The 19,622-nt window shown below is 41.6% G+C and carries 22 protein-coding genes; 12 read left to right on the forward strand and 10 right to left on the reverse strand.

What is annotated here, in order from left to right; translation table 11 throughout:
- Window positions 1-136: 136 nt before the first annotated feature.
- A complete protein-coding gene (locus tag V7L05_RS13515; protein WP_335164645.1) occupies window positions 137-1,546 on the reverse strand; it encodes an NACHT domain-containing protein in 1,410 nt (469 codons plus the stop codon).
- A 174-nt stretch (window positions 1,547-1,720) separates the two neighbouring features.
- Here V7L05_RS13515 and V7L05_RS13520 point away from each other — a divergent pair, with 174 nt between their 5' ends.
- The gene (locus V7L05_RS13520; protein ID WP_335164646.1) at window positions 1,721-1,960 is read left to right on the forward strand and encodes a hypothetical protein; all 240 of its coding nucleotides are present in this window, start codon (window positions 1,721-1,723) and stop codon (window positions 1,958-1,960) included.
- A 185-nt stretch (window positions 1,961-2,145) separates the two neighbouring features.
- Here V7L05_RS13520 and V7L05_RS13525 read toward each other — a convergent pair whose 3' ends face one another.
- The 3 genes from V7L05_RS13525 to V7L05_RS13530 all read right to left on the reverse strand — a co-directional run bounded on the left by V7L05_RS13525 (window position 2,146) and on the right by V7L05_RS13530 (window position 3,219).
- Window positions 2,146-2,358 carry a DUF6887 family protein gene (locus tag V7L05_RS13525; protein WP_179073234.1) on the reverse strand — a complete coding sequence of 71 codons (213 nt, stop codon included), beginning with the start codon at window positions 2,356-2,358 and terminating at the stop codon, window positions 2,146-2,148.
- The gene (locus V7L05_RS34685) at window positions 2,355-2,528 is read right to left on the reverse strand and encodes a DUF6888 family protein (protein WP_323231084.1); all 174 of its coding nucleotides are present in this window, start codon (window positions 2,526-2,528) and stop codon (window positions 2,355-2,357) included. The genes V7L05_RS13525 and V7L05_RS34685 overlap by 4 nt, the downstream gene beginning before the upstream one ends.
- Before the next feature lie 343 nt (window positions 2,529-2,871).
- A complete protein-coding gene (locus V7L05_RS13530; RefSeq protein ID WP_335164647.1) occupies window positions 2,872-3,219 on the reverse strand; it encodes a hypothetical protein in 348 nt (115 codons plus the stop codon).
- Window positions 3,220-3,390: 171 nt separating this feature from the next.
- Here V7L05_RS13530 and V7L05_RS13535 point away from each other — a divergent pair, with 171 nt between their 5' ends.
- The 8 genes from V7L05_RS13535 to V7L05_RS13570 all read left to right on the forward strand — a co-directional run bounded on the left by V7L05_RS13535 (window position 3,391) and on the right by V7L05_RS13570 (window position 9,572).
- On the forward strand, window positions 3,391-3,612 hold the full coding sequence (locus tag V7L05_RS13535) for a hypothetical protein (RefSeq protein WP_335164648.1): 222 nt from the start codon (window positions 3,391-3,393) through the stop codon (window positions 3,610-3,612).
- Between the two features lie 228 nt (window positions 3,613-3,840).
- Window positions 3,841-4,188 carry a hypothetical protein gene (locus V7L05_RS13540; RefSeq protein WP_335164649.1) on the forward strand — a complete coding sequence of 116 codons (348 nt, stop codon included), beginning with the start codon at window positions 3,841-3,843 and terminating at the stop codon, window positions 4,186-4,188.
- Window positions 4,176-4,466 carry a type II toxin-antitoxin system RelE/ParE family toxin gene (locus V7L05_RS13545; protein ID WP_335164650.1) on the forward strand — a complete coding sequence of 97 codons (291 nt, stop codon included), beginning with the start codon at window positions 4,176-4,178 and terminating at the stop codon, window positions 4,464-4,466. Before V7L05_RS13540 ends, V7L05_RS13545 begins: the two co-directional genes overlap by 13 nt.
- A gap of 442 nt (window positions 4,467-4,908) precedes the next feature.
- Window positions 4,909-6,201 (forward strand): ATP-binding protein, encoded by a 1,293-nt coding sequence (locus tag V7L05_RS13550; RefSeq protein ID WP_335164651.1) that lies wholly within the window; start codon window positions 4,909-4,911, stop codon window positions 6,199-6,201.
- Window positions 6,191-8,020 carry a tetratricopeptide repeat protein gene (locus V7L05_RS13555; protein WP_335164652.1) on the forward strand — a complete coding sequence of 610 codons (1,830 nt, stop codon included), beginning with the start codon at window positions 6,191-6,193 and terminating at the stop codon, window positions 8,018-8,020. Before V7L05_RS13550 ends, V7L05_RS13555 begins: the two co-directional genes overlap by 11 nt.
- Before the next feature lie 91 nt (window positions 8,021-8,111).
- Window positions 8,112-8,528 (forward strand): XisH family protein, encoded by a 417-nt coding sequence (locus tag V7L05_RS13560; RefSeq protein ID WP_335164653.1) that lies wholly within the window; start codon window positions 8,112-8,114, stop codon window positions 8,526-8,528.
- Window positions 8,516-8,851, forward strand: coding sequence for a XisI protein (locus V7L05_RS13565; protein WP_335164654.1), 336 nt, complete (start codon window positions 8,516-8,518; stop codon window positions 8,849-8,851). The genes V7L05_RS13560 and V7L05_RS13565 overlap by 13 nt, the downstream gene beginning before the upstream one ends.
- A gap of 148 nt (window positions 8,852-8,999) precedes the next feature.
- A complete protein-coding gene (locus tag V7L05_RS13570) occupies window positions 9,000-9,572 on the forward strand; it encodes an REP-associated tyrosine transposase (RefSeq protein WP_335164688.1) in 573 nt (190 codons plus the stop codon).
- Between the two features lie 71 nt (window positions 9,573-9,643).
- Here the strand turns inward: V7L05_RS13570 and V7L05_RS13575 are convergent, their stop codons facing one another.
- From V7L05_RS13575 to V7L05_RS13590, 4 genes are all read right to left on the reverse strand, one after another.
- Window positions 9,644-10,717, reverse strand: coding sequence for a PstS family phosphate ABC transporter substrate-binding protein (locus tag V7L05_RS13575; RefSeq protein ID WP_335164655.1), 1,074 nt, complete (start codon window positions 10,715-10,717; stop codon window positions 9,644-9,646).
- A 137-nt stretch (window positions 10,718-10,854) separates the two neighbouring features.
- Window positions 10,855-12,138 carry a serine/threonine-protein kinase gene (locus V7L05_RS13580; RefSeq protein WP_335164656.1) on the reverse strand — a complete coding sequence of 428 codons (1,284 nt, stop codon included), beginning with the start codon at window positions 12,136-12,138 and terminating at the stop codon, window positions 10,855-10,857.
- Between the two features lie 394 nt (window positions 12,139-12,532).
- The gene (locus V7L05_RS13585) at window positions 12,533-12,667 is read right to left on the reverse strand and encodes a hypothetical protein (RefSeq protein WP_335164657.1); all 135 of its coding nucleotides are present in this window, start codon (window positions 12,665-12,667) and stop codon (window positions 12,533-12,535) included.
- A gap of 580 nt (window positions 12,668-13,247) precedes the next feature.
- A complete protein-coding gene (locus V7L05_RS13590; protein WP_335164658.1) occupies window positions 13,248-13,874 on the reverse strand; it encodes a cytochrome c oxidase subunit 3 in 627 nt (208 codons plus the stop codon).
- 41 nt (window positions 13,875-13,915) lie between these two features.
- Between V7L05_RS13590 and V7L05_RS13595 the strand changes: the two genes are divergently transcribed.
- Window positions 13,916-14,077: a hypothetical protein gene (locus tag V7L05_RS13595; RefSeq protein WP_335164659.1), complete on the forward strand. Its 162-nt coding sequence runs from the start codon at window positions 13,916-13,918 to the stop codon at window positions 14,075-14,077.
- Here the strand turns inward: V7L05_RS13595 and ctaD are convergent.
- Both ctaD and V7L05_RS13605 read right to left on the reverse strand, forming a co-directional pair.
- Entirely contained in the window at window positions 14,024-15,760 is a 1,737-nt protein-coding gene (gene ctaD / locus V7L05_RS13600; RefSeq protein ID WP_335164689.1) for a cytochrome c oxidase subunit I, read from the reverse strand. The two genes, V7L05_RS13595 and ctaD, sit on opposite strands and share 54 nt — an antisense overlap.
- Before the next feature lie 66 nt (window positions 15,761-15,826).
- A complete protein-coding gene (locus V7L05_RS13605) occupies window positions 15,827-16,936 on the reverse strand; it encodes a cytochrome c oxidase subunit II (protein ID WP_335164660.1) in 1,110 nt (369 codons plus the stop codon).
- A gap of 404 nt (window positions 16,937-17,340) precedes the next feature.
- Between V7L05_RS13605 and V7L05_RS13610 the strand changes: the two genes are divergently transcribed.
- Together V7L05_RS13610 and V7L05_RS13615 are read left to right on the forward strand one after the other, a co-directional pair.
- Complete coding sequence (locus V7L05_RS13610; RefSeq protein WP_335164661.1) at window positions 17,341-18,255, forward strand: COX15/CtaA family protein; 915 nt, start codon at window positions 17,341-17,343, stop codon at window positions 18,253-18,255.
- A gap of 256 nt (window positions 18,256-18,511) precedes the next feature.
- A complete protein-coding gene (locus V7L05_RS13615) occupies window positions 18,512-19,468 on the forward strand; it encodes a heme o synthase (RefSeq protein ID WP_335164662.1) in 957 nt (318 codons plus the stop codon).
- Window positions 19,469-19,622: the final 154 nt, after the last annotated feature.

Below are 19,622 nucleotides of genomic sequence, written 5' to 3' on the forward strand. Positions count from 1 at the left end.
GCTTTAGAAAATAGTGCCAATCGTCAACAGCTAACGCGGCGAAATATTCTTCAAAGGTGGCATGGTAGAAGGCATAAACCTTTTCTTTGCTAGAAGATTCAGCCGCAATCCCTACATGATTTAGCCAGCCCAGTTGTCAAGCTTTGTAAAACAGCGAAGTCTCATCATCTGGATAGCCTAGTTCTTCACTGATAAAACTTTCCAGTAAGCGAAATCGTGAACTACCTTCGTTGATATCCTGCAAGGCTAAACGTCCCAAAGCCTGGTTTAAGTCATGTTGTTCTTTTTTACTGGTGCGGAAACGGTTTTGTTTCCATCTGTAGAACTGCTGCACACATTGATGATAGAATCCCGCTTTTGTCTCTGGTAAATTCCCCTCCTCAGTCTGCGAAATACCACACAACAACGCCAACCGCAGGGGAGTTTGCACCAAGTCACGCAACCGTAGCCGTTCGGCAGAGTCTAATTCTGTCTTTAACCGTTCTCCTTTTTCACTTAGGTTTCCAAACCAGTTATCAATAAACTGATGCACCTGTTGGGGATAGTCAAAGTCCAGTAGGCGATAGGTTTCAAAGGTTTCTAGGGCGTTGACATCCGCTTGCCAAACATTCAGCCGACAAGTTAACACTACTCGTGATGAACGTAGCCATCCATTCAACTGACGGGAAATTTCCTCTAATGGCTGGTGAGACGCTTCAGACATTTCATCTACGCCATCCAACAGCAGCCACACTCGTCTCTGCTGAATTTGGTTTGTAAAGTCTTCCCGTACTTCCTGAGTTAATTGTGTTGCAGGAATTGCTTGCTCAAGCCAACTATTACATATATATGTTTGAATATCTGTCAAAATACCATTTCGCTCCAAGTCTGCCAGAGAAATCCAGACTGGTAAACCTAAGTTTTTCTCTAACACCCAAAAAGCTATAGTTTGCAGGAGTGTTGTTTTTCCTGCACCCGGTTCTCCAATCATAGCTATTTGCTGGCCTTTGGTTTTACCTTCGCCGCTTTCTAGAATCTGACTTAAGAAAGCCTCATGCTCAAATCGTTGCTGTGTTTCATACTGCGGTTCATAAAGACGTGTTCCCACATCTGGGGAAAAATTACCCTTGTCGCGTTTATCTGTTTTTGTCCGTTGCACCAGCGCTAAAGGAACATAAATTTGTTCTTTGTCTTTTCTGGCACATTCATCCTGCATTAGGAAATTGCTGCTTATCCGCCGATGGGGTTCCAACATCGTGCTACACACTTTGCGCCAGTTAATAAGAGTAGCTAAAATTTCAGGTGGCGGAGTCGTCGCTTTTACATCAATTAAGTCTGTTAGTTCTAAATCTAAGGCTTTGGCGATCCACTCAGCATGACTCCTACTAATAAATTCTTCAGCAAAAAAGCGTTGAACCGTCTTCTCACTCACTCCAGCTTTTATTGCAATTTCTAAATAAGTCAAAGGACTGTCGTCATAATTATTTTTCTTAGCTTTAGCATTTAAAAGTTTTTCTTTTCCTTCTTCATTGACTCGAACACTATTGCGGTTTCGTGTTTCTCCCATTGTTAATGTGTTTCTGCGGTTAAGGATATTTTTAGTTTAGGGAGATTAGCTGATTTTATGAGGGTCAGAAAAGGTCATTTAATCTCTGTCCCTGTCCTGTCTTTAAATGTCCAACGTAGCACTATCACTGAAAGTTACTTTGGTTTCATAAGCAGATGAAACGGAGTTATGGCAATGACAAAGGTTAATAAAAAGTTAGAGAACCCCACCCCGCAAGTGAAAAAGGGAGCAGAAAGACTTGATGTGAAGCCGCAAAAAGCTATCCAAGTGGTTGATGCTGGTCATACACCATACCAAGTTGATCTTACGCCTGTATTAGTGGAACAACCTTTTAGCCCATTTGCGATCGCACTCAGCATCTCTATCGTCATTGGTGCGATCGTTGCACTAATTAAAACCCTAAAATCTGGCTAGTCCTAACATTCCGCCCAGAAGTTAACTTCTGGGCTAATAGACCCATACGCAAATGATAAATATTTACCAGAATAGAGTTATACGGATTCATACGCAAAGTGCGATCGCACTCAGCATCTCTATCGTAGTTGGTGCCGCAGCTACACTAGTCGTAGACATCGCTGGACTGATTAAAACCCTAAAATCTAGCTCATTTTTAATTGTTCTAATTTTTGTCTAATCAAAATTTCAACTTCTTCAATCTCAGCATTCGATTTTGGGATGTCAAAAGTCTCTGGAGACGCTTCAGATGTAAAGCGGTCAACAAAAGCACGAAACGCTGCTTTGTTGTCGGGGTGAGCAATGACGAAGGCTCTTAACTCAGTTTTGCTCATGCTGCTAAATTCTGGCTCAATCACAAGAACCTCCAAAAACCATTGCGATAGATTTCTACCTCTATGTTATCTCCTGCCAAAATAAACACATTACCTGTTTGTTCATCGAGGCGGACAATGTAAATAGGAGTGAATGTATTGGTCAAAGATTGACATAGTATGACACACCTGATGCCTTGTTCAGCAGTTGGCAAGATTTGTATACCTCATAACCGCATAGCTTGGAATCAGAATAGCAGGTAAGGGGAAAATATCAAACCATCTATGTTGTAAATTGATAAGGCAGTGTTTTTCAATCTCGCCATCAAATATCACGACAAAATCTGTCACAATATTACTCTAAGGTTCTGTTTCTGGTAGCTTGAGAAACTCATCTAAAATTATCGATTTAGATGGGGTTTGTAGCATTAGGGCTTTATTGTAAAGAAGAGTTTGATTAGCTTTATATTAATTTTAATGGTGCGTTGTCACAAAGGTCAACGCACCCTTATCTAAAGAAACGGCGAGTCCAAACAATCACTTCACAGATGTCACTGTTTAGTTTACTGCTGGACGTGCTTTTTTACGGTCTGACCTGCGCGTTCCACCAGCCATTTCATACTCATCACTACTTTTGCCATAGCGAGATGCAACATTCAACAGCATTTGCTCAGAATAAGTATTCAACTCTCGTTCTGCTTCTATTAATGCATTGTGTGTCTTATCTACTATTGTTTGTGCTTGATTATAAGCGCCTAGCTTTTCTCGTAACTCAATTACTTTAGTGTTGTAAGTAGTAATTGAAAACCCATTACTAAAGTCTAACTCAGGGTTAATTGTCTGCATTCCTTCAATCCGTCGTTCAGCTTTGGTCAGTGGCATGGAGTTTCGTTTCCGTTGCGTCATATAATTTTCCTGTTTAGATTAATTTATAAACAACCCTGATGTTATACACTGAGTTATTTATATATCATAACAATATGCAATAAACAGATGCACCAGCCACAGTGAAGTTACACAACTATAAAAGCATTGGATGGCATTAGGTAACTAGATAGAGGGTATATTTGCTGAAATTTGTTGAGAAAAGCTGGTTTAGAAGTCGCAAAAGCTGGTTTAGAAGTTACAAAAGCTGGTTTAGAAGTCACAAAAGCTAGTTTAGAAGTTACAAAAGCTGGTTTAGAAGTCGCAAAAGCTGGTTTGGAAGTCGCAAAAGCTGGTTTGGAAGTCGCAAAAGCTGGTTTGGAAGTTACAAAAGCTGGTTTAGAAGTGGCAAAAGCTGGTTTAGAGGATGTTTGAAAAGTATTTTTTGTAATAGCAAAGCCCCGGAAACCTAACCCCCAGCCCTTCCCTGCTAGCGTTGGGGAGCAAGAATCAAAGCCTCTCTCCCCACTTTCCACTCGCCACTCCCCGCCTACGTAGATAATTTCAAAAATCAAATATGATTCCTATAGTCCAGGTTAAAATTAAATATGCTCGTGAAAAAAGTTGTATTTATAGAAGAGCTACTACAAAAATTAAAAGCTTATGACAGCAAGTAATATTAGGCAGCAAATTTTAGAGCATGTTAAAACATTACCCGGAGAACAGGTGAAAACTCTCCTGTTAACATGGCTGACTGGTACATCCACTTCTTTAGAAGATTTTGAGCGGTTACTGACACATCAAGTTACTCAAACGACAGAAGAATCATTTGAGTACGGAGAGATAGATGCAGCATTAAATTTTCAACCTCTTACTGAAGCCCAAATGGTTCACCAGAGCCAATCCGCTCTCGAAGCGTACCGTCGTACAGGTTCAGGAATGGCGCACGATCGCGTGCGTGAATGGGCTGACAGTTTGGGAACCGATCAAGAACGCCCATGTCCGAGATAGTTTGGACTGAAACTGCAATTAATGACTTAAATCGTCATTATGATTTTATCAAACTGAATAATGCAGATGCGGCAGCACGCGCAATACAAGCAATTGTCTCTTCAGGCGAGAGTCTACAGCACAATGCCCGTCGAGGTGCGATCCTAGATGAAATACAAGGCTTGCGAAAACTTTTAGTTCCTTTTAGTAAATACGGCTTTATAATTCACTACGTTATTCTTGAGGATGATGTTGTTATTTTGCGCGTCTATCACGGGCGAGAGAATCGACCTCGTTAGCATTAATTTTTACGTTAAGAAGATTGGGCTGGCTGCTCCTTCTCGACAACCTCAGCAATAACCTACCTAAGTTCAGAAACCGCTACTGTAGCAAAAATAGGTAGAGGAGAGACAAACCCATGATGCGGTAAATTTAATTTTATAAATGAAAATTTAATTTTCTTTGTTTGTTAGGTAACTTTTACTATTTCAAATGTATAATCTATTTTTTATTTATATTTATTGAATGTATAATCTATTCTTTATTTATATTTATATTCACCTCTATTACTTGTGTCTTGGTTGGGATTCTATAAGGTAGAGTATCTTCTTTTAAAATATAAGACAGTATCACCTAGTAGTCCTTTATTGACAGAGTTAGGGAAGTTGTAATTACCTCAACTTCTACTTCAAAAATCATGAGCCATTATATGGATAGTTCCCATATTTATGGCACTATCCAATGTCTCAAGAATTATTAAACTCCTTTCAAGAAGCATACAGCAATCTCGAACTGTTTCCGTTGATGGAACGGAACGAAATGGAAAGATTTAGAGTCCAATATGGTGATGATTTGATTGCAGACCTTAACCAATTAGTGGAAGATAGCCCTAATCGAGATGGCAAAATTGTCTTTACAGGACATCGAGGATGTGGTAAGTCTACTTTGTTAGCTGAGTTTAGCAGACAAATTCAAAATAAATATTTTGTAGTTCTATTTTCTATTGCTGACAAAATTGAAATGTCGGCGGTTAATCATATTAATATATTGTTTGCGATCGCAGTCAATTTAATGACAGAGGCGGAAGCACGACAAGTTGATATTCCTCAATCTACTAAAGAAGCTCTTTATAAGTGGTTTGCTACCCGCACTCGCACTGAAGAATTAAATTTGCAGGCAGAAGCAAGTATAGGTTTTGACCTCCTAAAATTGATTAGCTCTAAATTAAAAGCTGATGCTAGTGTTCGGGATGAAATTAAACAAGAATTTGAACGCAAGTTATCAGATTTAGTTGCCAGAATTAATGAAATTGCTGCACTTATTCAAACTGCAACTAAACAAAACGTTTTAGTAATTATTGATGATTTAGATAAACTTGACTTAGGAAGAGTTAACGAAATTTATCGAGATAACATCAAAGCTCTTTGTCAACCTAACTTTCAAATTATCTACACTATCCCGATCGCAGTACTTCGGGAAACATTTATCAGCACAATAATTGCCACTGAAACCAACGACCAAGTTGTGGCAATGCCTGTATTAAAAATCTTTGAGAAAGGTAAAAATCGTTTCCCTAACGCCCAACCTCGCCAGGAAGCAACAAAGATTCTCGGTGAAGTTTTACAAAAGCGGATATCCAGTGAATTAATTGCCGCAGAAACTGCTGAAAAAATGGTGATTTACAGTGGTGGCGTATTGCGAGAGCTAATTCGGATTGCTAAGGAATGTTGCCGCATTTGTTTGCGGACTATCCGGCGAAATCCCTCAGCAGAAGTTATCATTGATGATAAAATTCTCCTGGAAGCAATCAATAAAATCCGCAATGATTTTTCCATACGTTTAGGAAAGGTTGATATAGATATTTTACAGAGTGTTTATGAGCAATTTATGCCAAATGACCCCAAACAAGCAGAGTTTTTGGATTTACTACATGGGCTGTATGTTCTAGAATATCGCACTGATGAAACTTGGTATGATGTTCATCCAATTATTATAGAAACCTTGAAAATAAAGGGAGCTATTAATGTTAAATGAAGAATCCTTAGATGATCAGGGAGAAAATCAAGATGCTTATGATGATTTAATTGTTTCTATTGAAGCTCAAAAACGGGGATTAAATTTACTGATTGCAGTTTGCGATGATCCTAGTTTTCGTGATGAGATTATTGCCCAATATGAAACCGAATTACAACCTAAGTTTCGTGCATATCGAGTGACTTTAGCACGTCAGGAACCGAGCCTAAAAGCTGCTCTTAACCAACTGGTACAACAAGAAGAATATCTCCGTCAGCAGAACCCGGCGGTAATTACTGTGACTAGTGCTGAACAACTTTATTTTCTCAGACTTGGAAATGAGCAATCAGAACAGGAAAAATTTTTTGGTTACTTACAGTGGACAAGAGAAGGATTGCGCGAGTTTCCTTTTGCGATCGTGCTTTGGGTAACTAATCAAATTTTAGTCAACCTGATTAAAAAAGCCCCTGACTTTTGGAGTTGGCGCAACGGTGTATTCCGGTTTGAATCTAAAAAGACAAATGCTATTCCTGGTAAAGAACTAGAACATATACGCTTTGTTTTTAGAGACACAGAATTAGCCAGCACAAATACTAATGAAAATAATCACTTTTTCTTGCCCATCCAAGATTTACAAAGGCTAATCGAGAAATTAGAACAGGAAGGGGAAACGAAAAACCCCACTTTGGCTACTTTATATTCAAGCTTAGGTGATATTTACCGCAGCAGATTAGATCGGGGTGAATCTCAAAATTATCAAGAAGAACAAGAATTAGCAATTAAGTATTTGCGTCAGGCGAGTGAATTGCAAAATGAATTAGGTTTGCAGATAGACTTAGCTAATAGCCTGAACAATTTAGCAGGAATATATCGTGCAACAGGACACTACAGCGAAGCCGAACCCTTATATAAACAAGCTTTAGAATTGAGGAAACGTCTATTAGGAGATAACCATCCTTCTTTTGCTACTAGCCTGAATAATTTGGCAGGACTCTACAAATCTACTGGACAATATACTAAAGCGGAACTCTTATATCAACAAGCTTTGGAACTGAGGAAAAGCCTGTGGGGAGAAAACCATGCTGATGTTGTCGCCAGTCTGAACAATTTAGCACTACTATATGATGAACAAGGACGTTATGAGGAAGCAGAACCTTTGTATCTGCAATCATTAGAACTGGAAAAACGTTTGCTTGGCGAAAATCATCCTTCTTTTGCTCTTATACTGAATAATTTAGCGCTACTTTATTATCATCAAGGACGTTATAGTGAAGCGGAACCTTTATCGCAACAAGCAATAGAATTAGATAAGCGATTCTTGGGAGAAGAGAATCCCGATGTTGCAACAGATTTGCACAATTTAGGTTTAATATACCGCGCTCAAAGACGCTACAGCGAAGCCGAATCTTTGTTTTTGCAATCATTGGAACTCAAGCAGCGTCTATTACAAAAGGCGCATCCGCTTCTAGCAGATACTATCTACGCTCTTGGTTATATGTACAGAGAACAGAGGCGTTACAATGAAGCGGAACCCTTATGTATAAAAGCCTTGGAACTTGACAAGCACCTATTGGGAGAAAATCATCCCAATGTTGCCGAAAGTCTCAACAATTTGGCAGAAATTTATCGTGAAACGGGGCGTTACAGTGAAGCGGAACCTCTTTATTTGCAAGCTTTAGATATTTCTGAACGAGTTTGGGGTGTGAATCATATTCGTAGTGTCACTGTTCGTGAAAATTTAGAAAAACTTGCCGCAGCAATGCAGAATAATGGAGAGTGCGATGTCTTGTCTACGACACGCTGCGCGAACGACAACCCCTTCGGGGAATGCATTACATAGAGCAAAATATGATTTTGGGTTAAGCTAAACGCTAAAATACAATAAAAAATGGCATATTTTCATTTTGAGACTCTAATCTAGAGATAGCAAAGTGGCTAAAGATGTTTTCCATCAACAGGTAAAAAAAGCATTAATCAAAGATGGCTGGATAATTACTCACGACCCGTTTACAATTCGGATTAGTGAAGCAATTAAACTACAAATAGATTTAGCGGCTGAAAATGCGATCGCCGCAGAACGTAATACAGAGAAAATCGCTGTTGAAATTAAGAGTTTTATTGCAGATTCAGATATCAGTGAATTTCATACTGCACTCGGACAATATCTCAATTACTGCCAAGCTCTAGAAGAACAAGAAGCAGACAGAATCTTATACTTAGCTGTCCCTAGCGAAACCTATCAAAATTTTTTTCAACTCCCCTTCGTCCAACGTGCCCTTCAACGCTACCAAGTGAAGTTAATAGTCTATGATCCTAAACAGGAGGAGATTCGGCAATGGATAAGATAAAACATTATCGACAACTAATAAAACAAATATTGACAGAACATGCACAAATTAGAACTAACACGGATACAGTCAATTCCGAACTAATTCTTGATAGCGAAAACGACCATTATCAATTAGCTTATGTTGGTTGGCAAGGAGATAAGCGGGTATTTGGGCCGGTTATGCATTTTGATATTCAAAATGGAAAAATATGGATTCAGTATAACGGTACAGAAGAGTCTGTTGCTGAACGATTGGTTGAATTAGGTGTAACCCCTTCTGATATTGTCATTGGGTTTCATTCTCCTTTTAAACGCCAATTTACCTCTTATGCTGTCGAGTGAATGTAAATATTTTCAACTTAAGTGATGAATATTGAATAAGCAGTGAATGATGCCATCGCTTCCCCAAGATCCCCGACTTCTTAAAGAAGTCGGGGATCTGATTGGATTAAAAGGGCATACTAAAAGCAAAATCTCATATTCAAAGCCTATGCCGCGACGACAAACCCCCCTGCAAACTGGCAACTTTTACCATGTCTATAATCGGGGGAACAATCGCCAAAAGATTTTCTTTGAGCGTGAGAACTATATTTATTTTCTCCGGTTGATAAGGGAACATCTCATCAGCAATGCAGTAGATATTGTTGCTTACTGTTTAATGCCCAATCATTATCATTTTTTGGTCTATCTGAGAGATGAAACTCTGTCTGATGCAATGAAATCTCTCTCTCTTTCCTACACAAAGGCAATTAATAAGCGTTTTAATCGTTCTGGGGTGCTATTTCAGGGAAGGTTTCAAAGTATTCATATTTTACAAACTGATTATCTTCTCAACCTCTCACGTTATATTCATTTAAATCCGGTGAAAGCAGAACTGGTAAAGCAACCTGAAGAATGGGAGTTTTCCAGCTTTTTGGAATATGCAGGATTACGAGGAGGAACATTACCCAAAACAGAGTATATCAAGATGCAAATTCAGTCAGAATTAGCTTATCAGCAATTTTTAACAGATCATAACCTACCTGATAGCGCTGGTTTCAAAAGACTGCTGCTGGATGATTAGCCTGGGATAAGATCCCCGACTTCTTTAAGAAGTCGGGGATCTGATGGTAGCTGGATTTACCCCGTGCTGTACTAGCGAACCGCGACGAAACCAGCTTGCTCAATTGCCTTTTGCCCCTGGTCAGTTAATAAAAGTTTGGCATAGGCATCCCCAATTCGCTGTTCCCGACCTTTATTCTGCTTAATAATCACAGACAAGTTAGCAATAATCGGATAGCTGCCATTTTTGATCGCCTGAGTATTTAGCTGGTTGCGCTGACGTGGACATTGTTCAGGCGACATCAGAGGTTCGCTATAGGGGGGAATTAACTGACCAGAAGTGCTACCCAATGGCAAAGCCTTCACACTACATTGAGGTACTACTGAACGGGCAGAAGCGTAGTATATACCACCTGGGGTTTTACTGAGTTGGCGCACTGCCTCTGTAGTAGAATAAACATACTGCACATTCGAGCTAAGTGCTTGCCCCTTCAAGTCGGTGTTGCTAGGAAATATTACTGTATCTGCGTCCTCTGGCCGTTGAGATAAAGGTGTGATGGGTAGGTTTGGCCCACCTACTTGATTCCAGTTAGTAATTTTCCCCAAATAAATCTGCTGCAATTGCTCAACAGTTAAACCAGGCACATTGAGTGATGGGTTGACTACCACTGCTATGCCATCCATACCCACCTGACGTTGCTCAAGGGTGAAGCCTCGCTCTTTTGCCATAGCTTGTTCTTCATCTGTAAGGGGACGGGAGGACTGAGCAAAGTCCAGTTTCCCATCAAGTAACATCCGAATGCCTGAGCTAGAACCAGGGCTACCATTAACAGGGTCTACATAACGTAATTGTAGTTCAGGGCGATCGCTCTGGATCTGAGAATCTACCAATTGCCGGATAGATGCCCAAGCTGTACTGCCTCCGTAATTAAATGAGGCAGTGGGGACATCAGCAACTGTCTGAAAAGTTGATGCAGTACTAGAAACGGTGTTGGAACTTTGATTAGAGGAATTAATGCTGCGACGGGACAATAAATTTGGCTTCAGTAACCACCAAAGCAATCCGCCAATAACTATAAGTGTCAGCACTTTACCAATAATCAAACCTCTCAGAAACAGGGCGATTTCACTGTTAATTAAAGCTTTTTTTTGATTTGTATTGTCCATATCTTTAAATGTTGTTTATGGTGTTTATCTTACAGTAATATATAGGTATTTATCCTACAATAATATCTAGATATTTAGGTCAAAATAAATCGCGAATAAGCCAGTTAATAGCCAGTTTTATGATTGCTAGTAGATGATTAATTCTTTCTAATATAGTGAGATTCAATTTGCTCTTTGATAGTCTTTGCAATGGTGGAATTGCTTTTATAGACTCCTTTGTGATCTGGTGATTTGGCTACTAGGCTATTCACATTAACATTAGTAAACAGGGGCTCAAGCAATTTTTCTCTAAAATTATTTAATTGAGTAGGTTGGTTTGGAGGCGATGTACCTGTATTAATAAATGTATAGATTAAAACTATGACTATCAAACTAGTGGTAGCACCAAGGCCTATTCCTAGTAGCAAAAGAAAGTTTTTATAAGTTAGCCAATAGCTATCATCAGTGTTTTGGTTTATGCTAGTAGATTGTGAGGACTGTGACAACCCCAGATCAGAATTAAGCGCTTGCAAAGCTTCTGCGGCAGATTGGTAACGCTGGTTATAGCGATCGCAAACCATTCTATCTAAAACATTTGCAACAGCGTCACTTACCTCTGCCTGATCGCGCCAGATAACTTCTCCAGTATTGGGATCTTCTTGTAGTTGCTCAGGTATTAAACCTGTCAAAGCTTGAATCCCCATTATCCCTACTGCATAGATATCGCTGCAAAGTTTTGGCTTTCCCTTAGCCTGTTCGCTTGGCATATACCCAGGAGTCCCAACAGCAATTGTTAAGCCTGCTCCCAAAGCACCAATTTTCTTAATACTCCCAAAGTCAATTAGCACAATTTTCTGATCGGAGTGCCGTCGCATTAAATTTTGGGGCTTAATATCCCGGTGAATAATGTTATTTTGGTGAACGAAGACCAGCACTTCCAGGATCTCTTTTAATAAATTTAAGACTGCATTCTCACTAAGACGCTGACCTGGTACAATTTCTTGAGTCAAGGCATGACCGTCAATAAATTCCTGGACTAAATAAAAATCCCCATCTTCATCAAAATGGGCAAACAGTCTAGGAATTTGATCATGGTCGTTGCCTAGCTGGTATAAAACTTCCGCTTCCCGATCAAATAGGCTTTTAGCGATGGGTAGAATAGCAGGATTGGGATCTTTTGGGTGGAAATGTTTGACGACACAATGGGGTTGTCCTGGTAAATCCAAATCTATTGCTAAGTATGTATCACCAGAGCCTCCGCTTCCTAACTGTTTGACAATCTCAAAGCGATTCCGAAGTGTTTTTCTGGCGAGATAGTGTTGATGTCTGTTACGTCTAGCACCTGTTAACAAGTAAGTATTACCAGATTCTCCGCTTTCGAGCAGTTTGACAGTCTCAAAGCGACTCCGAAGTGTTTTTCTGACTAGAGGGTTCTGGCTCATGTGGCGTATACTACTTGTTAATTTGCTGACCATTCAGAGCTTGAGTGAGGTTATGAATACCTACCGCTAGATTTGTTGGTATTTGATGGCAGTCAGCTTTTCCGGCTACCTATGCTTTGGAGTAGTTTTATCATTAGCCGCTTGACTGGTTAATTTAATACCTTTTTTTCATAGGTATTCTAATCTAAAATTTATTTCTGGAATAGTTCAATAATTTTATCATTTAAATAAATTTTAACACTACTCCACAGTATTAAGAACTGTGGGCAGAAAATAATATTCAGGAGTCAGGAGATTTATTTATTTTAACTGTTGGGTCTGATTACTGACAAAAGTTTGAACAGTGGAATTTAAAAGCACAAATATCCTTACAGTGTCCACCACAATTTTGTTACTAGATTTTATTCATTACTAACCGCGATCGCGTTGCCATATCAACGTAAGTTCGACGAAAATCAAAAAGAGCAGGTAAGTCCTTGAGGTAAATATCGAGTGATGGTTTTTGAGGTACATAGGTGTAACTTCTCAATCACTCATATTTTATGATCTCAGTCTACTTAAAATCCTGGGAAATCTCTAATGGCTTTTAAATTAAATTCGCTTCAATTTGCGAACTTTATTTATTGGTTTTCTCTATCCCTAACATATTAATTTACAGCAGATTAAGTAGTTATTCAATAGTTTCTACAAAACAACCCACTTTTCCGACTTTTCCCACCTTTTATTCGCGTCTGTATGACTTGCAATAACTCAGTTGAATTTAGCAAAAGCAATAGTGGGAATAGTCTACGCTTGTTTTAATATTGAAAAGTAAGGGTAGCTAGTACAGATCGGCGGAAATAAACCTACCATTTCATTACGGCCAGAAAGCCTAAAATTAAAGCATGAGTGACTTTTATAGCAGTCGCCAAAGCCGTTAGGACAGTTGGCGGGAAACGCGCCTTCAACAGCGTACTTTGTGATTTTATTGCCGTCCTAAGCTACCTGTCCGTTGCTATAACTTCCGCCTTGGGAACTAGCTGCAACAGCAGCATTCTGTTAATTAAAAAAGCCCCCTAATGGAGGCTGATTAAGTTGTTCGCGTAGAGTGAACAACTAATAATTAATACTTACAGTAGATACAGTAATCCGAACAAAATAATCCAAATCACGTCAACGAAGTGCCAGTAAATTTCGGCTGCTTCAATACCAAAGTGCTTTTCGTTACTGTAGTGACCCGGAACACGCGATCGCCACAACACGGCAACAATCGCCAAAACGCCGATGGTAACGTGCAATCCGTGGAAACCAGTCAAAACGTAAAATGCACTGGCAAATAAATTGGTAGTTAAACCAAATTCTAAATGGGTATATTCATATACTTGACCTATCAAGAAAATAGCACCCATCATAGCGGTAATTGCTAACCAGATTCGCGCCCCCCGGGTATCGTTCTTTTTGATCGCAGTGTCGGCATTGTGCATGACAAAACTACTAGAAATTAGATTGATGGTGTTAACTCCAGGTAGCAACAGTTCTAATTCTGGGGTCCCGGCTGGAGGCCACACAGGTAAGGTAGCACGGAAAGCCAAGTAGGCTCCGAACAGTCCCATAAAAATCATCCCTTCAGCAATTAGAAAGACAAACAGCCCAAACAAGCGATGGTCTGGATGTTCTTCATGATGACCGACGGACGCTTCCGCCGCTTGGTGATGATTTAGTTCAGTTTTAGCTGGGTCAATTATTTGACTTTGCATGAATTTTGATAAGTGGGGAGTGAGGGAGTGGGGAGTGGGGAGTGGGGAGTGGGGGAGTGGGGGAGTGGGGAGATGAGGGAGATGGGGAAGAAGAACTATTAATTATTGAGCAATGCCCCATGCCCAATGCCCAATGCCCAATACCCTTTTTATTTCCGGTCTTCGGGATTGGCGGCAACCGCCGGATCGGGTTCTGCTCTTAATACTGAGTTTGGGCCGCCAGATAAGATTGGATTGGGATCATACAAAGGTACACCTTCTTTAGCCCTTTCCAAACCGTAATCATAGGGGCCTGTAGCCAGTACTGGAGTTTGATCAAAATTCTCGATCGCGGGCGGTGAGGTTGTCATCCACTCTAAGGTCAGTGCCCTCCAAGGATTATTACCAGCTTTCTCGCCATACAACCAACTCCAAATCGCATTGATGATGAAGGGGAATGTTGAGACTGCCAGTATATAAGAACCATAGGTGCAGATTTCGTTCAGTAAGGTAAATTTGGGGTCATACTGGGCAATACGGCGATTCATGCCCATTAAACCCAGCTTGTGCATAGGTAAGAAGGTCATGTTTAGACCGACGATAGTCAAGGCAAAGTGAACCTTACCCCAAAATTCGTTCAGCATTCGTCCCGTCATTTTCGGGAACCAGTGGTAAATCGCCGCAAAAATGCCGAGAACGCTACCACCAAATAGGACATAGTGCAAGTGTGCAACGACAAAATAGGTATCGTGAACGTGAATATCAAAAGGCACTGCTGCCAACATTACGCCACTGATCCCGCCAATTACAAAGGTGCCAACAAAGCCGATGGCAAATAGCATAGCGCTGTTAAGCTGGATTTTTCCACCCCACATGGTTGCTAACCAGCTAAATATTTTAATTCCCGTGGGTACGGCAATGATCATGGTGGTGATCATAAAGAACATCCGCAACCAACCGGGGACACCACTGGTAAACATGTGGTGCGCCCAAACAATTAGCCCTAAAAAGCTGATGGCGAGAGAGGAATAAGCGATCGCTTTATAGCCAAAAATCGGCTTGCGGGAATGAATCGGGATAATTTCTGAAATTCCGCCAAAGAAGGGCAAAATCATGATGTAAACGGCTGGGTGGGAGTAAAACCAGAACATATGCTGGTATACTACCGGGTCGCCACCGCCAGTCGGGTTAAAAAATGTTGTTCCGGCAATTAAGTCAAAGGAAAGCAGAATCAAACCTGCTGCTAAAACTGGGGTTGATACCAAAACCAGTGCCGAAGTAGCGAACATCGCCCAGCAGAACAAGGGCATTTTGTGTATGTCCATGCTGGGAATACGCATCTTCAGCAATGTGACAAGGAAATTTATCGACCCCAAAATTGAGGACGTACCCAGTAGCAGGACACTCATAATCCAAATGCCTTCACCCACTTGTCCTGTTACCAAACTCAGGGGAGGGTAAGAAGTCCAACCGGCATCCGGTGCATCGCCCACTACTAAACTAGCGATTAGCAATACACCCGCAGGGGGAATCATCCAAAAGGCAACAGCATTCAGCCGAGGAAATGCCATATCTTTTGCCCCAATCATCAGGGGAATTAGATAGTTAGCAAACCCTGCCCCTGTTGGCACGATCCACAAGAAAATCATGATCGTGGCGTGCAGCGTGAACAGACTATTGTAGACTTCTGGGGTGACAAAATCTACCTCTGGGGTTCGCAGTTCTGTGCGAACCAATTCAGCCATTACGCCGCCAATGCAGTAGAAAATAAACGAAGTGACTAGGTATTGAATCCCAATCACCTTATGGTCGGTTTGAAAGCCAAAGTAATCTTGCCATTTTCTGCTCCCTGGTTCATCAACAAGGACTGGGATATTGGCAGTTTCTTGCAACTGAGCTTGTGTCATAGTCATTAGTCATTAGTCATTAGTCATTAGTCATTAGTCATTGGATTTTGACTAAATAACAATTGATTAATGGTGAACTTGATGCAGGATTTCTGGCTTAATTCCCATGTCCTTAATGTAAGGAGCAAGAAAATCATTTGCGGATAGATCGGCAGGGTTAACAGCAACGGCTTGATTTAGCGTTTCTTTGCTGGCAACTAACTGTTCTTGCACCCATTTCTCAAAGGCTTCTTCTGTCTCAACGACTACTGGCGCTCTCATCGCTCCGTGGTAGGGGCCACAAAGTTCAGCACAGATTAGGACGTAATCGCCTGCTTTTTTGGGGGTGAAGCGAATCTCGCTTTGCCTACCGGGGATCGCATCTTGTTTCAGCCGGAACTCTGGCACCCAGAAGGCATGAATGACATCGTTGGCTGTCATATTGATTTCCACTTCCCGTCCGATGGGGACGTGCATTTCACCTGTAGTTATACCAGTTTCAGGATAAGTGAAAATCCAAGCATATTGTAGACCAGTGACGTTGACCTGTAATTCTGCTGGTTTGCCTGCTTTTTCAGGACTGCCGCCAATTGTCGGGGCAACACTACCTACACCTGGGGCATTCCGCAGTTGGGGAATTTGGTCAGCATTGCGGACTTCTGCGGTAGCTGGGTCTTGCATTGCCTCATCAGATTTTTCTTGATTGAGGTTGGGTTCGCTGCTGCCAGGAGTATCGCTTAAAGTTGCCGCGAGTGCGCTTCCTGCACGCTGCGCCATTGCAGCCCCAGGCATTTTCATCGATTCCTGATTCATCATCGGCGCTTCATGGATAGCATGGGGATCAAAGCCACCGATTTCGTTGTACACATCAAAGCTGTAAACTGAAATGCCGAAAACGATAATTGCTGGGATTGCCGTCCAGAGAATTTCTAGAGGTATATTGCCCTCAACTGGTGGGCCGTCTTCATTGTCACCTGGACGCCGACGGTATTTAATTGCAGAGTAAATTAAAATACCTTCTACGAGCAGGAATATACCTGTAGAAACGATCATCATCGCGTTGAATAGACCATCCACCAATACGGCTTCATCCGTTGCTGCTGCTGGCAACAGACCGTGATTTTGACCGTACCAAAGGCTGACTAATGTTAGCACGATGCCAATGAGTAATGTCCAGATTGAACTTGGAATCTTCACGGCTTACTTAAATGAATTTACTACGTTAGCTCAAAGCTACCCACTTACTAAGGTAGTCTAGGCTGTAAGAGATAGAGTCCAAAGGTCTGAAATTTTTATTAATTTTTTTGACTATTTTACTAATCTTGAGTATGAGTCTAATATCATATAACGCCAAAAATAGATGTAAATCAATGTAAAAACTTAAGGAAAAATTTAGAATGTTTAAATTAATGGTCATTAATCAATTTCCCACATCTTGAAAAATACCTAAAGCTTCAGGCAAAACATTGCTGGAGTGATTCAAAGTATAAGTGAGTGCTAATCTATAAACCTTTAGCCTATACGCTAGGGTGTAGATGGGACGCTAAAAGAAAATTGAAAATTTTAAGAGATCCACCAAGAGCGGGCAGAAGGTATCGTTCATGAGCGAATTTGTCCTCCAACAACAAAATGAAGCGGCACTTCAGCAGCAAAAGCCCAAGGAAATGATTCGGCGCTTGGTGTGGAAAATCTGCATAGCCACCTTAATTTTGATGGCAATAGGCAGTGCCACTCGCGTGATGAATGCTGGACTTGCTTGCCCAGACTGGCCTTTATGCTATGGCGAACTGGTGCCAGCCAAGCAAATGAATTTCCAAGTGTTCTTGGAATGGTTTCACAGATTGGATGCAGCTTTAATTGGTGTAAGCGCGATCGCACTCTTCGGTTTGTCCTGGTGGCATCGTCGTTTCTTACCCTCTTGGCTGCCTTGGGCATCTACATTCGCCCTGTTTTTAATCGTCTTCCAAGGTATCTTGGGGGGACTCACCGTTACCGAACTGTTGCGGTTTGATATCGTTACCGCCCACTTGGGGACGGCGCTGTTGTTTTTTACCACCCTCCTGATTATCGGCACCGCACTCACACCCTATCAGGGGAATGGAACCGTTGGTAAGTTGCCTTGGGTAGGTTTAACTGCGGCTGTTCTGGTTTACCTGCAAAGTCTGCTAGGTGCTTTGGTAGGCTCTCGCTGGGCGCTACACCAATGCCTCGGCGGTTCTCAACTTTGTACTGTAATGTACAGCCATATTGCTGGTTTGGTGCCGCCAACAGTAGCAACCTTGGCAATGGTATTTATGTGTTGGCTGACACCAGCACTACATCCAGCTTTGCGGCGACTGGCAAATATGGCTGGTGGGTTGTTGATCTTACAAATCTTCTTGGGAGTAGCCACTTTCAAATTACATCTCCAAGTCGAGCCTCTCACCGTCTCTCACCAAGCTATAGGAGCTACTTTGCTGGGTACTTTGGTGGCTTTCACAGTTCTTGGACTGCGTGACTCAGTTAGTGCTGAGTAGGGAGTGGGGAGTGGGGAGTGGAGGAGATGAGGGAGATGAGGGAGATGGGGGAGATGAGGGAGATGAGGGAGCAGGGGAAGAATTCCTAACTCATAACTCAACACTCAGCACTCATAACTGAGTACTGATGATGGCCGCAACGGCGAGTATTGCGACCCACGCAGGTGCAGAAAATCTGTGTTTTCGTTTGCCTGAAAGAGCCAGCTTGAGCGGGGGCTGCATATAAGTTGTTGAAAAATAAGGAACCAGAGCCAAAATGATTGAGACTAATGTCTCTCGCCACCACGAAACATTTTTACAGGTAATTCAAAGTTACTACCAGCTAACGAAGCCTCGGATTATTCCGTTGCTTTTGATTACTACGGCTGGGAGTATGTGGATTGCTGCTAAGGGAGAAGTAGACCCATTGCTGTTGCTAGTAACTCTCACTGGTGGCACCTTGGCTGCTGCAAGCGCCCAGACGATTAACTGTGTCTATGACCGGGATATTGATTATGACATGGAGCGGACGCGCCATCGTCCGATGCCTTCGGGTAAGGTGCAGCCACGCGATGCTCTAATTTTTGCGATCGCACTGGCGACGATTTCCTTTACACTCCTAGCAGTATTTGCCAACCTGTTAGCCGCCCTATTAGCTTTTTCTGGCATCGTCTTTTATATTTTGGTCTACACCCACTGGCTAAAACGTCACAGCACGCAGAATATCGTTATTGGTGGGGCGGCTGGGGCAATTCCGGCTTTAGTGGGTTGGGCTGCTGTCACAGGCACATTAAGCTGGTCAGCATGGTTAATTTTTGCCATCGTCTTTTTGTGGACACCGCCCCATTTCTGGGCTTTAGCTCTAATGATTCGGGACGATTACGCAAAGGTTGGGATACCAATGCTACCTGTAGTTGAAGGTGACACAGCAACAGTGAAGCAGATTTGGTACTATACCCTGCTTACGGTAGTTGCAACCGGGTTATTGGTTTATCCCTTGGGAGCGAGTGGAATTCTTTATGCTGCGATCGCCCTAATTCTGGGAGGATTATTTATCTACAAATCTTGGCGGTTGTTGCAAAATCCAGAGGATCGCACTGTCGCTAAAGAGTTGTTTCTCTATTCCATCTCCTACATGATGCTGTTGTGTCTGGGGATGGTAGTTGATAGTCTTCCTGTCACCCATAATCTAATTAGTGCAGTGATTAATCAGCTGTATCTAATAATCGGCTAATTCTTAGCTAGGGATTTTAGCCTATAGAAATCGGGTTTGGGAAAAACCCGGTTTCTCAAAGGCGCATAGGCGAACGCTCCTTCTTCGGCTCAAACCTGTCAACAAGTTACTTTTTTTGAATTCAAAATTCTGTTAGGAAGAATAAGAATAATTT

The sequence above is a fragment of the Nostoc sp. genome (assembly GCF_036917755.1).
Classification (GTDB): domain Bacteria; phylum Cyanobacteriota; class Cyanobacteriia; order Cyanobacteriales; family Nostocaceae; genus Nostoc.

Coding starts and splice junctions, on each gene's coding strand:
- V7L05_RS13515 (WP_335164645.1), bottom strand. CDS start 1,546: ATGGGAGAAACACGAAACCGCAATAGTGTTCGAGTCAATGAAGAAGGA.
- V7L05_RS13520 (WP_335164646.1), top strand. CDS start 1,721: ATGACAAAGGTTAATAAAAAGTTAGAGAACCCCACCCCGCAAGTGAAA.
- V7L05_RS13530 (WP_335164647.1), bottom strand. CDS start 3,219: ATGACGCAACGGAAACGAAACTCCATGCCACTGACCAAAGCTGAACGA.
- V7L05_RS13540 (WP_335164649.1), top strand. CDS start 3,841: ATGACAGCAAGTAATATTAGGCAGCAAATTTTAGAGCATGTTAAAACA.
- V7L05_RS13545 (WP_335164650.1), top strand. CDS start 4,176: ATGTCCGAGATAGTTTGGACTGAAACTGCAATTAATGACTTAAATCGT.
- V7L05_RS13550 (WP_335164651.1), top strand. CDS start 4,909: ATGTCTCAAGAATTATTAAACTCCTTTCAAGAAGCATACAGCAATCTC.
- V7L05_RS13555 (WP_335164652.1), top strand. CDS start 6,191: ATGTTAAATGAAGAATCCTTAGATGATCAGGGAGAAAATCAAGATGCT.
- V7L05_RS13565 (WP_335164654.1), top strand. CDS start 8,516: ATGGATAAGATAAAACATTATCGACAACTAATAAAACAAATATTGACA.
- V7L05_RS13570 (WP_335164688.1), top strand. CDS start 9,000: ATGCCGCGACGACAAACCCCCCTGCAAACTGGCAACTTTTACCATGTC.
- V7L05_RS13575 (WP_335164655.1), bottom strand. CDS start 10,717: ATGGACAATACAAATCAAAAAAAAGCTTTAATTAACAGTGAAATCGCC.
- V7L05_RS13580 (WP_335164656.1), bottom strand. CDS start 12,138: ATGAGCCAGAACCCTCTAGTCAGAAAAACACTTCGGAGTCGCTTTGAG.
- V7L05_RS13590 (WP_335164658.1), bottom strand. CDS start 13,874: ATGCAAAGTCAAATAATTGACCCAGCTAAAACTGAACTAAATCATCAC.
- ctaD (WP_335164689.1), bottom strand. CDS start 15,760: ATGACACAAGCTCAGTTGCAAGAAACTGCCAATATCCCAGTCCTTGTT.
- V7L05_RS13610 (WP_335164661.1), top strand. CDS start 17,341: ATGAGCGAATTTGTCCTCCAACAACAAAATGAAGCGGCACTTCAGCAG.
- V7L05_RS13615 (WP_335164662.1), top strand. CDS start 18,512: ATGATTGAGACTAATGTCTCTCGCCACCACGAAACATTTTTACAGGTA.